The sequence below is a fragment of the Paenibacillus endoradicis genome (assembly GCF_024721975.1).
The window spans coordinates 201,267-216,786 of record NZ_JANQBB010000004.1 but is presented as its reverse complement, the minus strand read 5'-3'; the positions used below and the strand labels follow the sequence as shown (position 1 = coordinate 216,786).

General features: G+C 38.3%; 11 protein-coding genes. 3 read left to right on the top strand and 8 right to left on the bottom strand.

Annotation, left to right across the window (positions count from 1 at the left end; translation table 11 throughout):
- Positions 1 to 58: 58 nt before the first annotated feature.
- Positions 59 to 3,301 carry an S-layer homology domain-containing protein gene (locus NV377_RS15015; protein ID WP_258201872.1) on the bottom strand — a complete coding sequence of 1,081 codons (3,243 nt, stop codon included), beginning with the start codon at positions 3,299 to 3,301 and terminating at the stop codon, positions 59 to 61.
- A 153-nt stretch (positions 3,302 to 3,454) separates the two neighbouring features.
- Positions 3,455 to 4,612, bottom strand: coding sequence for an MFS transporter (locus NV377_RS15010; RefSeq protein WP_258201601.1), 1,158 nt, complete (start codon positions 4,610 to 4,612; stop codon positions 3,455 to 3,457).
- A gap of 117 nt (positions 4,613 to 4,729) precedes the next feature.
- Between NV377_RS15010 and NV377_RS15005 the strand changes: the two genes are divergently transcribed.
- The 3 genes from NV377_RS15005 (at position 4,730) to NV377_RS14995 (ending at position 8,421) form a co-directional block, all read left to right on the top strand.
- Positions 4,730 to 5,623 carry a LysR family transcriptional regulator gene (locus NV377_RS15005; protein WP_258201600.1) on the top strand — a complete coding sequence of 298 codons (894 nt, stop codon included), beginning with the start codon at positions 4,730 to 4,732 and terminating at the stop codon, positions 5,621 to 5,623.
- A gap of 94 nt (positions 5,624 to 5,717) precedes the next feature.
- The gene (locus NV377_RS15000; RefSeq protein ID WP_258201599.1) at positions 5,718 to 7,280 is read left to right on the top strand and encodes an AraC family transcriptional regulator; all 1,563 of its coding nucleotides are present in this window, start codon (positions 5,718 to 5,720) and stop codon (positions 7,278 to 7,280) included.
- An 85-nt stretch (positions 7,281 to 7,365) separates the two neighbouring features.
- Complete coding sequence (locus NV377_RS14995; protein ID WP_258201598.1) at positions 7,366 to 8,421, top strand: ABC transporter substrate-binding protein; 1,056 nt, start codon at positions 7,366 to 7,368, stop codon at positions 8,419 to 8,421.
- A 131-nt stretch (positions 8,422 to 8,552) separates the two neighbouring features.
- Here NV377_RS14995 and NV377_RS14990 read toward each other — a convergent pair whose 3' ends face one another.
- The 6 genes from NV377_RS14990 to NV377_RS14965 form a co-directional block, all read right to left on the bottom strand.
- Positions 8,553 to 9,590, bottom strand: coding sequence for an NAD(P)/FAD-dependent oxidoreductase (locus NV377_RS14990; RefSeq protein WP_258201597.1), 1,038 nt, complete (start codon positions 9,588 to 9,590; stop codon positions 8,553 to 8,555).
- A gap of 150 nt (positions 9,591 to 9,740) precedes the next feature.
- Positions 9,741 to 11,351, bottom strand: a complete 1,611-nt coding sequence (locus NV377_RS14985; RefSeq protein WP_258201596.1) for an ABC transporter substrate-binding protein — start codon at positions 11,349 to 11,351, stop codon at positions 9,741 to 9,743.
- A gap of 123 nt (positions 11,352 to 11,474) precedes the next feature.
- Positions 11,475 to 12,461, bottom strand: coding sequence for an ABC transporter substrate-binding protein (locus tag NV377_RS14980; protein WP_258201595.1), 987 nt, complete (start codon positions 12,459 to 12,461; stop codon positions 11,475 to 11,477).
- Between the two features lie 258 nt (positions 12,462 to 12,719).
- Positions 12,720 to 13,826, bottom strand: coding sequence for a UDP-galactopyranose mutase (glf, locus tag NV377_RS14975; protein ID WP_258201594.1), 1,107 nt, complete (start codon positions 13,824 to 13,826; stop codon positions 12,720 to 12,722).
- A gap of 27 nt (positions 13,827 to 13,853) precedes the next feature.
- Positions 13,854 to 14,870: a glycosyltransferase family 2 protein gene (locus NV377_RS14970; RefSeq protein WP_258201593.1), complete on the bottom strand. Its 1,017-nt coding sequence runs from the start codon at positions 14,868 to 14,870 to the stop codon at positions 13,854 to 13,856.
- 13 nt (positions 14,871 to 14,883) lie between these two features.
- Positions 14,884 to 15,519: a hypothetical protein gene (locus tag NV377_RS14965; RefSeq protein ID WP_258201592.1), complete on the bottom strand. Its 636-nt coding sequence runs from the start codon at positions 15,517 to 15,519 to the stop codon at positions 14,884 to 14,886.
- Between the last annotated feature and the right edge of the window lies 1 nt (position 15,520).

Below are 15,520 nucleotides of genomic sequence, written 5' to 3'. Positions count from 1 at the left end.
AAAGAAATGGCGTAACAGGATATATTCCTGATTCGCCATTTCTTGTATCAAATAAATGCTATTGATGAATAAGCTTCCACAATCGTAAAAGTACAACGGTTGCTTCAGCTCTTGTCGTCTGGCCCTCTGGCGCAAAACGATTGTCTTTCAAGCCTAACATAAGTCCATGTTTACGAGTAACTTCAACATAAGCTTTACCCCATGCTGGAATTTTTGCATCATCAGCGAAAGGAGTATTCACAATACCTTTTGTTTCCCACGCCATTGCCCTTGCAATCATAATAGCTAATTCTGTTCGACTTACCGTCCTTTGTGGTAATAGTGATCCATCCAAATATCCATCGAGAATACCTACGGAAGTAGCCGTCTGAATAGACAATCGTGCCCATTCTGGAATGTCGTCCCTATCACGGAACGTTGTTGCCGGTGCTTCATTATTAATAGGAATTTGAAGAGTACGCATTAGCATCACAGCAAATTCCGCTCTTGAAACGTAACCATCTGGCATAAAGGTGTTTGTATTCATTCCCTCTACAATACCAAGTGCAACTGCTTCACAAATGTCCACTTTCGCCCAATGATCTTTGATATCTGTAAATGTACATACAGGAACTGTAGGAGCGACTTTACGAGTAATGGTTACGGTATATGTTTTAATTGTTCCGTTCTCCGCTTGAACCGTAATGTCAAACACATTGATCCCTACTTTCAAGGTAACATTACTAGTCTTTTCAACATTTTCCCCCAATACTTTTACAATCGCTGCATTACTTGCCGCCTCTAGATGTAATTCTACTTTCTCCTCTTCTGTCTCTAACTTATAATTCGTTATTTCTTGACTGAAAATCGGTGTAAGTTGAAGCTTCTCTGTAGAATGATATACATCTAACTGCACTAAATTCGCATTACTTGATTGATAGACAGGTTGTGTTGTTGGTGTTGGCTTTATTGTCGGTGTCGGTGTTGGGATATCTGCATAAAAAGCATCAGAGATTTCATAAACTTCATTCCCGACATTATCTGTTGCCTTAACATGTAAAAACCAATCACTATTTCCACTAGCATGGCTTAGTGCATCACCATCAGCAAATGGTAGCCATCCTGTGCTAGGAACATCCGTACTTTGCGTCCATACATATTGTAAGCTATTAGCATCAACACCGCTTTGACTATCTGCAATCGTTACATTACTTATAAATAATTCATCATCTGAATCAGTTCCATTAGGATCGAATTGCACTTCCGGAGCTGTAATATCATTTTCCAATGTGACGGTATACGTCTTCCCAGGTAATAAATAAGGTTCTACTTGAATCGGAACATTGAGTGTATTTTGCACGTTCTGGACATCAATCGTAACTGCACTACCACTTGCATAGAACTCATTGTCCACATACCATGCTGTATACATTGAATCAACAAGCGTCGCTGTTAACTGCAACTCAGATCTTAAATGCCCGTTGAAATAATGAGTGTATTCCGTAGTATTAGCGTCAAATGGTTCAACAAATTGTCCAATATCTACTGTCAAATCACTTAGATTATTATCGCCTGGAATACTCGCTTCTCCAGCAATATCATTTCCCCAGGCAATAACATTACCATCTGCTTTTAGAGCAACCATGTGACCAGAGCCTACTGCAATAGAATTCACTGCATTCAAGTCAGAGGGCACGTCTGTTTGCCCATTGTCATTGGATCCCCATGCAACAACAGTACCATCAGTTTTCAGTGCTACAGAATTTGATTCTCCCGCAGCGATGGATGCTACTGCACTCAAGCCCGCAGGTATTGTTATCTGACCTGCACCATCATCTCCCCATGCAACTACTGTTCCATCAGCTTGTAATGCCATGGAGTGGAAGCTACCTACTGCGATTGCTACTACCTTGTCTAAACCTACTGGTATATCAATCTGACCGAAGCTATTATCTCCAAAGCCCATTACAGTTCCATTTGATAGTAGTGCAAGGGAATGCGCCTCCCCAGCGGCAATTTCTACTACAGCATTCATGCCATCAGGAAAAGTAATTTGGTTTGCACTATTATCTCCCCAGCCCACTACATTTCCATTTGATTTCAGTGCTAGAGAATGTGACTTTCCAGTTGCAATCGATGCCACATTACTTAAGCCATTTGGTATATCAAGTTGACCAGAGCTATTGTCTCCCCAGCCTACTACCGTACCATCTGATTTTAGTGCTAGTGCATGTAACTGGCTTGCCACGATTGAATCTACATCATTCAAACCAGCAGGTACATCCAGTTGACCGAGATCATTATCTCCTACTATGAACACATCACCATTTGATTTTAATGCTAAAGTAAAGCTTTCACCTGCAGCAATACGTTTACCTTTAATCGGATTAGTATCTTTGTTATAAACGTTCAATTGATTACTGCTATTATCCCCCCATGCAACAATGGTTCCATCTGATTTTAATGCCAATGAGTGATTCAATCCCGCAGATATCGATATCACTTCCGTTGCATTGGCCGGTATTGTGGATTGACCATTCTCATTACTCCCCCAAGCGACTACTGTACCATCTGATTTCAATGCTAGAGAGTGTAGGTTTCCAGCTGCAACAGCTATTACTCCACTTAATCCAGCGGGTACAGTCGTTCCACCTTGATGAGAATCACCCCACGCAACAACTGTTCCATCCGATCTAAGAGCGAGCGTATGATATGTACCAGCAGAAATAGATACAATATTAGTCAAGCTAGGAGTTACGAATGGAGGATTTTCATAATTTATGCCCCAAGTCTTAACCGTGCCGTCTGATTTCAATGCTACGGAATGACCGCGTCCTGCTGAAATGGACACTACATCCGTCAATCCAACTGGTACTGTGCTTTCTCCCGCTCCATTGTCTCCCCAAGCCACTACTGTACCATCTGATTTTAATGCTAGAGAGTGTTTCCAACCAGCGGCAATAGCTACTACATCTGTCAATCCAACTGGTACGTCACTTTCCCCTACACCGTTATCTCCCCATGCAATGACAGTACCATCTGACTTTAATGCTAGTGAATGATGATCCCCTGCTGATACTGATATGACTTCATCTAGGTCGATAGGTGGGGCTGCCTGATTATGATTATTTAATCCCCAACCAATCACTGTTCCATTTGGCTTGAGAGCCAAACTGTAGTTCCATCCAGCAGAGATTTGTACAACCACTCGGCTTCCACTTTCTTTGTGAACTGCGTGCGCGGATTTAGAGGTTAGTGGAAGTGATAAACTGAACATCATAACAAAGACCATAAATAGGTTACTAGTTTTTCTCCATTTCATAGATAACAATATGTACTCACTCCTTCATTCTTATTAATTCATGCCTGCTCTTTGAACATTAGCAAAAATCAATGAAAGACTAATGAAAGAATGTGTAGCGATCCTGCTGTACCTTCAAATTGTAAACCTAATAAATTTATTACATAATTATTATTAGCTATTCGCGTGCTTTACAACGGCAGCACCATTAGAAATGAGTAATTGTACTCCAATCATTAGAACAATAATAACGAGCATTACTATAAGAGCAGGTGTAAAGCTACCGCTATTATCATATATTACTCCAATTAACAGAGGCCCCATCGCTCCGATTATATAACCACCGCACTGTGACATTGCTGACCAAGCTCCAGCCTCTTGAGCTGTCTTGGTCTCAACAATAGGCAGCATAAGTGCAAGCGGGAAGAGACCCCCCGCACCAATTCCCAAACAAATAATAGCAGGCATCATCGGAAGATGTAATAACAGCATCACAACACCGACAAACTCAAATAGACTACAAATAACTAGAAAGAATCGCCGTTTGCCGAATCGAGATACAAGACCTGGAACAATGATGGATATTGGAATTTGTACAATTGTAAATACTGTAAGTAGTAATGCTGAACTGGCTTTGCTGTAACCAAAACTCTGTGCAATCGGAGATATCCATGCTGTCATGGAATAAAACATACTTGCCATACATCCGAAAAAAAGTGTCAATAATATTGCACGCTTATTTCGGATAGGTAGCTTAGAGTTTACTGAGCCTACCGTCTTTTCCGTATTACCAATCAATCGTATCCATATTAGTAATGCAACAACACCTATTATTGCCCAACAAGATAAAGTCAGTGTAAGACTTTGATGATTGCGATTATAGATTGGTATAGACAAAGCGGAAGCAATTGCTGCACCAACTGTCAAAGAAACAGAGTATACACTCACAAGACCAGGATTTTTAGGAAAGTATTTTTTAATACATGCGGATAACAACGGTCCGGCCAAACTAATGCCTATTCCGCCAATAAGAGCTGTAATAACTAGTATACTTATAGAGCCCATAACACCTCGTAATGCTGTTGCCCCAGTGATTAATGCTAGAGCTATAAATATGGTTCTTTCAAGACCCCATCGATCTCGCATAATGGTTGCTATAGGAGCAAATATACCCATACATAATACGGGCAGTGTAGTTAACAGGCTTGCTGTCAGACCATTCATTCCTAGACTCGATTGCATAGTACCAAGCAATGGCGCAACAGAAGTAATAATCGGTCTTAGATTTAATGCTGCAACAAAAATAGCTAACAACAAATAATATTTTTTCACTTATGTTGCCTCCTGTACTTGAGTGTGTAACAAAAGTATAATCATTACCACTTCATTGATCAATTCTATAATTTCTATTATTATAATAGAAATTAACTATCAAATTAAGGAGACCTTATGGACACTCGTCATATTCAATATTTTATGGCTGTATACGAACATCTTCATTTTACAAAAGCAGCCGAATCACTTGGAATCACACAACCAACATTAAGCCAACAAATTCGTGTACTCGAAGCAGAACTCGCTATGCCACTATTCGATCGTATTGGTAAACAGGTTGTAGCAACAGAAGCTGGACATTTATTGCGACTGCATGGGGGTAAGATGCTACATGCAGAACAGGATGCTAAAAATGCAATAAGTGAACTGGTAGCAGGTCAGCGAGGAACAGTACGTCTTGGCGTACTGCCTTCTGATTTAGATTTCCAACTGGTTCCTTTGTTTATTCATTTCAAGTCCGAATATCCCAATATACAACTGCAGGCTCGATCTACTCTCAACATTCAAGAAGAATTACTCAACAATAGAGTGGATATTGGTATTGGTTTGAAAGGTACGTCAGATAAAAGATTAGTACAAATTCCACTTAGGTCGGAACCGTATCACTTATACGTCAATGTAGCAAGTGAACTAGCTAGCAGAAAAGAAATCGCTCTACATGAATTAGAACATCTCCCATTGGTCATGTATCCTAAAGGTTTTATCGGACGTGAAATAGTAGATAAAATTTGCAGAGAGCAGGGCTTTCAATTGACAACAGTAATGGAAACTAGCTCTGCTATTTCTCTTCTACAATTGGTTCGTGGTGGGGTTGGTGTTACGATTCAACCCGATGGTTTACTAAGAGAAAAATCTTTACTATCAGATATCATAGCTATACCAATCACAGAACATACACCACTACGTCACCTTGAGCTAATGTACAGTTCTGAGCGATATTTTAGCAACTCACATAAACAGCTTACGAAATGGCTGATTGATTACTTTCATGGCAAAAAAGCTGAATGACCAGACGTATCCTTCACTAATCTCTCATGCTCATGAATTACACTTGCCTTCGTTTCACGTATAATGGTTGTATGAGTAAGGGGGATGTCCATCTATGCTATACATCATAGAGTCAATAGAACTTGTTACAAAGCTACCAACAACATGCACTTATGTTGTTGATGGAGTACAACTGATAGTCGTACTCGATGCGGGAGAGTTAATCATTACAGACAAGCCTTTTATTCGACATATGAAGGCTGGACAATGCATGGTTATTCAAGCTCACCAGCAGCTTCAGATTGAACAAACTTGTCCCAACAATATACGTATGTTCTTAATGAAGATACATAATTATGACCATACGATAAACGATATTTACACGAGGGAAGCATCACTTTTCCTCTCTAATAAAATCTTTGAACTACACTCCTATGAACAAAAGGACATCAGAACGTTATATGCTCTTTGGCAACAAAGTGGAACATGGAATCACATGCAAGCGCAAGCTTTATTTCTCCAATGGGCCATAGGCGTTGGAGAGCGAATAGATCAAGTAGGTAATTATGACGCTGAGCAGTTGATTTATCAGGTCATTCGCTATATTGAAGAAAATTACTCCAGTACATTATCTCGTGAACAATTGGCTCAGAGAACCGGATTTTCCCATGCCTACTATTCCAGATTATTTAAGCAAACGATAGGTAAAAGCTCACAGGACTATGTGACCGAAGTACGGATGAAGCATGCACGAAGGTTACTTTTAAATGAAGAGGGCACTATTGTGGACGTGGCAAGCAAGGTTGGTTATAGTAATTCACTATATTTTAGCCGTATGTTCAAAAAGCATGTCGGTGTATCGCCAACCGTCTATATTAATCGAAACCAAAAAAAACCAAAAATTGCGGCGCTTAATAACCAGTATACCGGTCATCTACTATCGCTTGGTTTAGAACCTTGTGCTTCTTCTGGTAGGAAATTTCAGGAATCTACATCTTTGCTGAACAGTACCTTATTTCTGAATCGATACGAAGGAGAAGAGCCCGACTTAAAAACGCTAATGGAATCTGAGCCAGAGCTGATATTAGTGAGTGAGTATACAACCGAGGAACAATTACGCCAACTTGAAAAGGTTTCAGAGACAATGAAAATCTCCTTTGAGACACAAGATTGGCGTAGTCAGCTTATGGAAATCGCCTATGCGGTAGGCTATGAACATCAGGCACAGGACTGGTTGGCAGCTTATGAAGAACAATCACGGGTAAAGGCAGCCGAGGTACAAGGACTAATAGGCGATGCTACTATAATATCTATACTTGTACGCCCTCATGATTGCTATGTTGCAGGGTTTCGCCATATCGGTGCAGTGCTGTATCAAGATTTGAAGCTTAATCCACCTGCATTTATTGAACAGCAGCAGCGACACTATATCACGTCTGGCTGGCAAATGGATAAACTAAGTGCAGATTATATTGTTTTGACGTTTCATCCTTCTTTAACTGCAACTGATAAACTACGTTGGCTTGAGTCACCATGGTGGAGAGCGCAAGAGGCGGTTAAACGTAACCGTGTATATCACCAAGATATATCGTATGTGCTTAGCAGCTACACCTCATTTTCTCATCGTCTATTGCTTGAGGAAACACCCAAGCAAATGAGGTCATTATTGTGCATCTAATAAGATACGATAGTGAATAGACGATTGTTATTGGCTTCTCTATAATTGTAATTGAGAATAATAATCAATAGAGGAGACAATACACATGCATAGTTTTAAACGAATGACTGGTACTAAAAGATTATCCGCATTTATATTAGGAGCATTGATTTTACTCTTAATTGCAGGGTGCAGCAGCAATATACAGACGAAACAAGAAATACCTCCATTAGATGTTGTACAGGAAACAGAAGCAACAAATGCCGAACAAACACCTGAAATAGACGCATCAGAGACACAAGTAGTTGACGGTCTATTTGGAGAAGTAGAGATACCAGCTAAACCTCAGCGTATTGCAGGACTGACTTATGCATATGCTGACCATCTTATAGCTTTAGGATTGAAGCCACATTCTATCGTTACGCAAAATGGAATGGATTTTCCTGACTATCTAAAAGATAGAATGGATGGTGTTATTCCTCTAGGACAAGTTAATATCTTTGACAAAGAGGTTCTCTTATCTACTGAACCAGATCTTATTCTAGCCAATCAAGCACTATCCGAGCATTATGATCAAATTAGCAAGATCGCACCTACTTATATGACTAGCTATTTCCCTAGTTCACTTGCTTGGTTTAAGAATACGGCTAAAGTATTAGGTAAAGAGCAAGAAGCAGAAGTGATTGTGAATGATTTAATGGATCGCGCCAAAGAGCTAGGAAATCGTGTAGCAGCTAGTGATGTTGCGGGTGAAACGGTCATGATTTTCCGTTTGAATGATAAGTTGATTCAATTATTTGCACCAAGTGTTGCTGACGATGATTCTTTCTACTCGCCTGATATGTTATATGATGTTGCCGGTATTCCTAGTCCAGATTATGCATCAATGGGAATCGTCATGAATGAAGTTTTAGAAAATATCTCACTCGAGCTACTACCACAAATTAACCCAGATCACATTTTCTTAATTTTGTCTGGCGGTGAAGCTCAAAATGAGTCGGCATTAAAAGAACTTCGCGATAATTCGCTGTGGCGCAATCTAACAGCTGTGCAAAAGGATAATGTTTACACAGTAGATAATACGGTATGGATCGCTGGATTTGGTCCAGTAGCTTATAATCTTGTATTAGACCAAGTAGAAGAAGCACTTCTTGACCAATAGCCTCTTTACTGACTAATCTCTTAATGAATACAACGAGCACTATGGAGAAAGGTGTCAGCATTCTATTAACAAAAACAACCGAAACGGCGTGTCCGTTTCGGTTGTTTTTCATAGAATAGTGGATATATTAACTATTCTTCTACCACACCTAGTACTTTATTCTTTTCCTTGAATCGCTCATTATGGGAGGATACATAAGCTACTTTTGGAGCTTCTGGTTCCAAATATAACTTAGCACTGTTTAATGCCAATACAGCATCTGTAAATGTGCCAGCAATAAGATTGACCTTACTTTCATAATAGGCAAAGTCACCTGCGGCATAGATTCCAGATAGATTTGTCTCCAATTTGGGGTTAACAAATACATTCCAATCATCCATATCTAAGCCCCAATCTTTAATTCCCGAAAAATCAGATACTAAGCCATGATTAACAATGACTGCATCCACTTCTAGATGACTAGTTTCTCCCGTCTCTATGTTCCGCAGTGTAACTTGATCAATCTCCGCCCCATTGCTACTATATAATTCGCTTACTTCATATGGAGTAAGTACGTTAACTGAAGAATCTTTCATTCGAATAATATTTTTCTCATGCCCACCAAATTGGCTACGACGATGAACAACTGTAACTTGACTAGCTATGGATTCCAATTCATTCGCCCAATCTACCGCAGAATTACCTCCTCCTGAGATTAAAACACGTTTCCCATGAAAAGGTTCCAATCCTTGTACAGTATAATGCAAATTAGTCACTTCATAGCGTTCAGCTCCTGTAAGTTCAAGCTTAGCCATCTTTAAAATTCCTCGTCCGATGGCAAGTATAACTGTACGTGTCCAATGCTTTTCGCCACTGCTCGCCTCCAAAATATAGGTTCCATCATCTTGCTTCTCTAATCCAACAATCTGTTGACCCAGTATAATTGTAGGTTCAAAAGTGTTCGCCTGCTCTACCATTTGGACAATAAGCTTTTCACACAATATTGGTGGAACACCACCAACATCCCACACCATTTTCTCTGGATATATAAGCATACGTCCACCGAGTTCTTCACTCGCTTCAATAATTTTAGTTTTCAAATCTCGCATTCCGCTATAAAAAGCCGTGTACATCCCCGCAGGGCCACCACCTATAATTGTTACATCATATAATTCAAGTTGCTCTGTCAACTGTTGTCCACCTCATTCTAATTTATAAATCTATAGTTACATTTGAGAATCATTATCATTCCATTGTAAACTCGAATTCTTTTTGAATACAATGGACAAATCTAATGATAACTTTGGACAAAAGATGGGTATGCTTCACTTCTTATACACTTAAGAAGTATGCTTTAACAACGTTGGCAGCAGATTAAGTAGCTTGCTTATAGTGATGGCATCGACACAGTTCCATGTCAGTTCATCTACTAAATACACTAATCCATTACGCACAGCTGGAATGCTTTTCCAAAGATTGCTACTGATTGTTTCCTCCATTGCTCTTCTTGAAACGGGGTCACTAGGACAGATCATAAAAATACGATCTCCTGCGTAATCTTGGACATTAGATAATGATATTTCCTTATATGCTTGTTCCTCCCCAAGAAGGTCCTTGACCTTGTCTACAGGGCGAAAGCCACTTGGATGATAGAGAACAGAAGTTAATCCAATCTTGCCCATAACAAACAGACGTTTACCGCGGTGATATACAAATACAGATGCTGTCTCTCCCGGCTTAATGTAGGTTTGTAGCTGCCTCCACATTCGATCAGAGTTATTAGCATGATGATTAAGCCACTGCCTAGCTTCCGACTCTTTTCCAAACCATTTTCCTAATGTAAGCAGTCGCTCTTCAAGTGAATCATGCGAATTGTATTGTAATGTTGGAGCAATCTGTGAAATTTTTTTGTATTCCTGTTCATCTTCCCTATCAAAGATAATTAGGTCAGGCTTAATAAGCGAAGCTTTCTCTCTATTGAAAGAACCTCCGTCATATCCACCTTCAATGGGTTCGATACCAAGTGGCAATAAGTCTTGCATAGAATTTCCATAAAAGATAACACGTGAAGGTTTTGATGGAATAGCAACTTCATGCCCCGCACAATCTTTTACGCTAACTTGACGTTCCATTGCTTTAGCATATTGTCTTGGAGACATACCTGTTGTTTGACGAAATCTACGATTGAAGTAATATTCATCTGCAAATCCTACCTTCTCAGCAATATATCGCAAAGATTCTTTTGATTGAAGAAGCCAATTTTTAGACTGCTTAATACGGAGTTCAGTTAGATAATCCAATGGTTTCTGACCAGTTAACTCCTTAAACATAATGGAATATTGACTATTCGGGTATCCCGCCATTTGCGATAAAAACTTAACCGTTATTTTATCTGTATAGTGATCTTGTAAATATTGAACAGTTCGTTCTATCGCTTGAATTGAGTTTGGTTTTCTTTCTGAGATGATATTATGTTCTAACACAAAGCCCATTAATTTCATAAATCTCAAATTTTGTTGGAAAGATTCTATATGTTCATAATTGCCTTTATTCTCATAGAGCTGCTCAGACATATCTATTAATTGAGATAACGGATAGACACGTAGCTCACTACGACTCGGAAATAATTCATGTTTATATACTTCGGGTTGAGATAATTCGTTTATCCGTGTTATTAAAAATTTAACTTTATAATATTGAACGTCCTCATTATCGGCACTTACGATTTGATAGCAATTACCTGGATTCAAAAGAAATGCACTATGACTGGAAAACAATAATTTCACAGCATCTTTATAGATCGAACCCGAACCGCTCTTTATTATAAGAAGCGTATATGAATCCACTCTCTCTTTTGGATGAAAAGCTTCAGTGTTATATTTCATCAGTTCAATATCTAACAAATGAAAAGACAAAGAACGCAATGTTTCTTGGATAGATTGAACATGCACGTTGTGACCTCCTTTGTTGCGGATGATAATCATTATCAATAATATCATTTTAGACGAAAAAAAGAAGCTTTTCAACCGTAGTTAAAGAGCTTCTAATAAAGACATATTTTTTTCAATTTATTATTACTGAATTATAACTTTTGGAAGTTCTTCGATCATCCAATCTCTTGAGAGTGCATCACTACCAGCTTTCACAATATCAAAATTGTACACATAACCACTTTTCACAGCAGGTAGGTTTTTCCAAACTTCACTTTCCATTAATTCATTTGTTGATTCTAGTGCCGCAGGGTCTACGGGATTCAATATAAATATTCTGTCGCCAACATATTCATTCAATAATTCCGCAGAGATTTCTACAAAACCAATTTCTTGATCAATGATTTCTTGAACCTTGTCTACTGGCTTAAAACCATTCTCTTCGTATAAAAATTGTGGTAATCCTGCACCAGCCATAACAAACAGTCGATTACCGGGATACATTGTAAATACAGAAGCTGTTTCACTTTCCTTGATACCACTTTCATGTAATAATGCCCACATTTCTTTCATTGTAGTGTTATATCGTGCTAACCATGCTTCTGCTTCTGTTTGCTTGCCCAGTAAATCCCCTAATGTTTGCATTCTCTCTGCAATTGGAGCAAAGGAGTTGAAAGTTACCGTTGGAGCAACTTTTGAAATCTGCTCGTATTGTGCAGCGTCTGAATTAGAGAAAATAATTAGATCAGGATTAATTTCTAGTGATTTCTCCAAACTTAACGGAAAACCAACATCTTCAATGTCAGCTATTAAGTCATCATATACCGTACCACCATTTTCATTCTTCATCACCCCTACTGGAGTGACTCCAAGTGCCAGAACATCACCTGTTACTTCTCCATGATAGATGACGCGCTTTGGATTAACAGGTATCTCTACCTCATGACCTGTCCAGTCTGTAAACATTCTCGTTGTTTCCTCTGTTTGCTCAGGAGCTGGCGTAGCTGTTGCTTGTGTCTCTGATGTTGGTGTATTGTTCGAACTATTATCTTTGTTTCCACATGCTATCAATGTAGAACCCATAATTGCTATACATACTAGAAGCATACCTACCTTTTTCACTTGAAACATCGTTGTTTTCCCCCTGTATTATCCTTATTAATAATTGATAATGATAAGCATTATCAATTACAATATTAAATAATACGTGCATACTACGCAATGGACAGAAATTTTCCTATCGTTTTTTTTGTACAAATTCTATGGCACATATCAATTGCTTAATTTGCATTACTATACGGTATGTCGTAACAAATTAAAGAGCCATCCGGCGCCGGATGGCTCTAAATATAAATAATAAATTTTCTTACACTATTAATTCGTCTCCGTTTAACCTAGAACCGCTTTAACCTTCTGCAAAGCAACTTCTACCACTTTATCCATATCATAATATTTGTATTCGCCTAGACGACCACCAAAAATAACGTTGCTCTCAGCTTCAGCTAGTGCTTTATATTTTTCATACAATATATTATTTTTTTCATCGTTGATCGGATAATACGGCTCATCGCCTCGTTTCCATTCTTCGCTATATTCACGACTAATGACGGTTTTAGGCTGAGTACCAAATTCAAAATGCTTATGCTCTATAATACGAGTATAGGGAGTCTCACGATCCGTATAGTTAACTACCGCATTACCTTGATAATTAGCTGTATCCAAAACTTCCGTTTCAAACCTCAAACTTCTATATTCCAACACACCAAACCTATTGTCAAAGTAAGCATCAATAGGACCTGTGTAAATGACCTTGTCCGCCATACTGTCCCATTGCTCTTTCTCAAGAAGATAGTCTGTATTAAGTTTAACTTCTATACCTTCAATCATTCGTTCGATCATCGCTGTATATCCACCGATTGGAATACCTTGATACGGGTCTTTGAAGTAATTATTGTCATAAGTAAATCTAACAGGAAGTCTACGAATAATAAATGCAGGTATTTCTGTGCAAGAACGACCCCATTGCTTCTCCGTATAACCGCGAATCAACTTTTCATAAATATCCGGTCCCACTAAGTTGATCGCCTGTTCCTGTAAATTTTGTGGGTTTTCCACATAATTGTCCTTACATTGCTGTTGTATTCGTAGCTTTGCTTCATCTGGTGTAGCAACACCCCACATTTTATTAAATGTGTTCATATTAAATGGTAAATTATATATTTCTCCGTAGTAGTTGGCTATCGGACTATTAATATATCTGTTAAATTCCGCAAACTGATTAACATAATTCCATACTTCCTTATTACTTGTATGAAAAATATGAGCGCCGTACTGATGAACTAGAATATCTTCGACTTTTTCTGTATGTATATTTCCTGCTACATGGCTTCGTTTATCGATAATTAAACATGTTTTTCCCGATTTATTCATTTCATGAGCAAATACAGCACCATACATGCCTGCACCTACAATTAGAAAGTCATATTTAACATTCATAGATGTCATTCCCCGATTTTTTATACGTTAGTTGAATCCAACTAGTTTTTGCGATATTTTGTAAGCTCCTATAGAAATACTACGTCCAGGACGACCCGGTAAATTGATTAAACGCCCCATCATTCCATAGCGGAGATTATGATATAGTTCTATATCTTGCTCCTTAATATAGTGCCATAATTCTTTTTTCTTCTCTAAATTCTCTGCAGTTGCCGAGCGTATTAACAAAATAACAGATACAATCGTTACAATCTCTAGATGATGAAGCATATACTTGTGAAGCTTTAAACTTTCTATATGTTCGAGTTGAACGGATTCAATCATAAGCTTGTTAACTTTAATCTGTTGATCAATTCGCTTAATCATAATGCTTTCTTGAACCGATTGATCTTCTCTGCCTATAAAATATCTATAAAAATCCACATTAATATAGTAAATTTTCTTTACATGCTCAAGTGGAACATATACAAATAAATTGTCCACATAAAAGGTATGTTTCGGAAGCTGTAACCCACAATCTCTTAGTAGCTGTGTTCTGTACATGACCGCATGCATGAGAAGGTACTGTCCTTTACGAAAAGACTTAGTGTCCTCCCAGGAGAAAATTTTTCCTTCTGGAAGAACATTTTCAAATTTCATAATTTTTTTGTATTTAGCGCCTTCTTTTTCATATACAAAATTGCTAATCATCATATCTACAGTCTGCTTGTCTGCTACAAAATCTTTTAATGTTTCGAGTATTTTGAGATATGCTCTTATATCTACCCAATCATCACTGTCTACCACTTTAAAATATAAGCCAGTTGCATTACGGATTCCTGTATTAACGGCTTCACCGTGTCCGCCGTTTTCCTGATGGAATGTTTTTACTATAGTTGGATATTTCGTTGCATAGTCATCTGCAATTTCTGCTGTTTGATCAGCGGAGCCATCATTTACTATCAGTAATTCTACGCTTTCTCCACCAGGTAAAAGGGATTCTATGCAGTATCTCATATAGTCTTGTGAATTATAACAAGGTATTACTACTGATAATAACTTCATGCTCACACTACCTTTACTTGGTCATTTTTTCAGGTTCTTGTTTAAAGATAATTTTAAATATTGGGAAGAATACCCAGAATGAGATTGCAGCATTAATTAGCATTGTAATAATATCTGCTGTTGTTTCACCTAGTTGGCCCATTCCCCATGTGTTCATTAATAAGTTATAAATCGGAGCTTTATAGAATCCTTGTGCTGCCGCAGCACCAATTGTAATGACAATATAAGCAATAACATACCAGAAAGCCGCTGTCCAAATGTTACTGTTCGACTTAAATGTTATGTTTCTTTGTAAAAAGAAGTTAATAATCTGTGCGATTCCGATTGTCAATTGCACGGCAAGAAAATAGGCTAACCCACCTCCACCGCCTGATGCAAGTGAACCCGCTCCATAATCGAATAAATAGTACGGACTTCCATCAAAGTTTTGACCAAACTGCATAATTTGAAAGCTTGTCGTAACTAATGTGGTTTGTGCGAATATGGCCTTTAACAGCGGCATTAAGACGAGCTGTAATACCGTCATACCCATACTTAGTAGAGTGAATACGATGAACTGTACAATACCAGGATGCTTTTCACTATATTTATTCCAAACAGATTTTAAGCCCGATGCTGATTTATTAGTTTTCATATGTTCTTGGCTCACC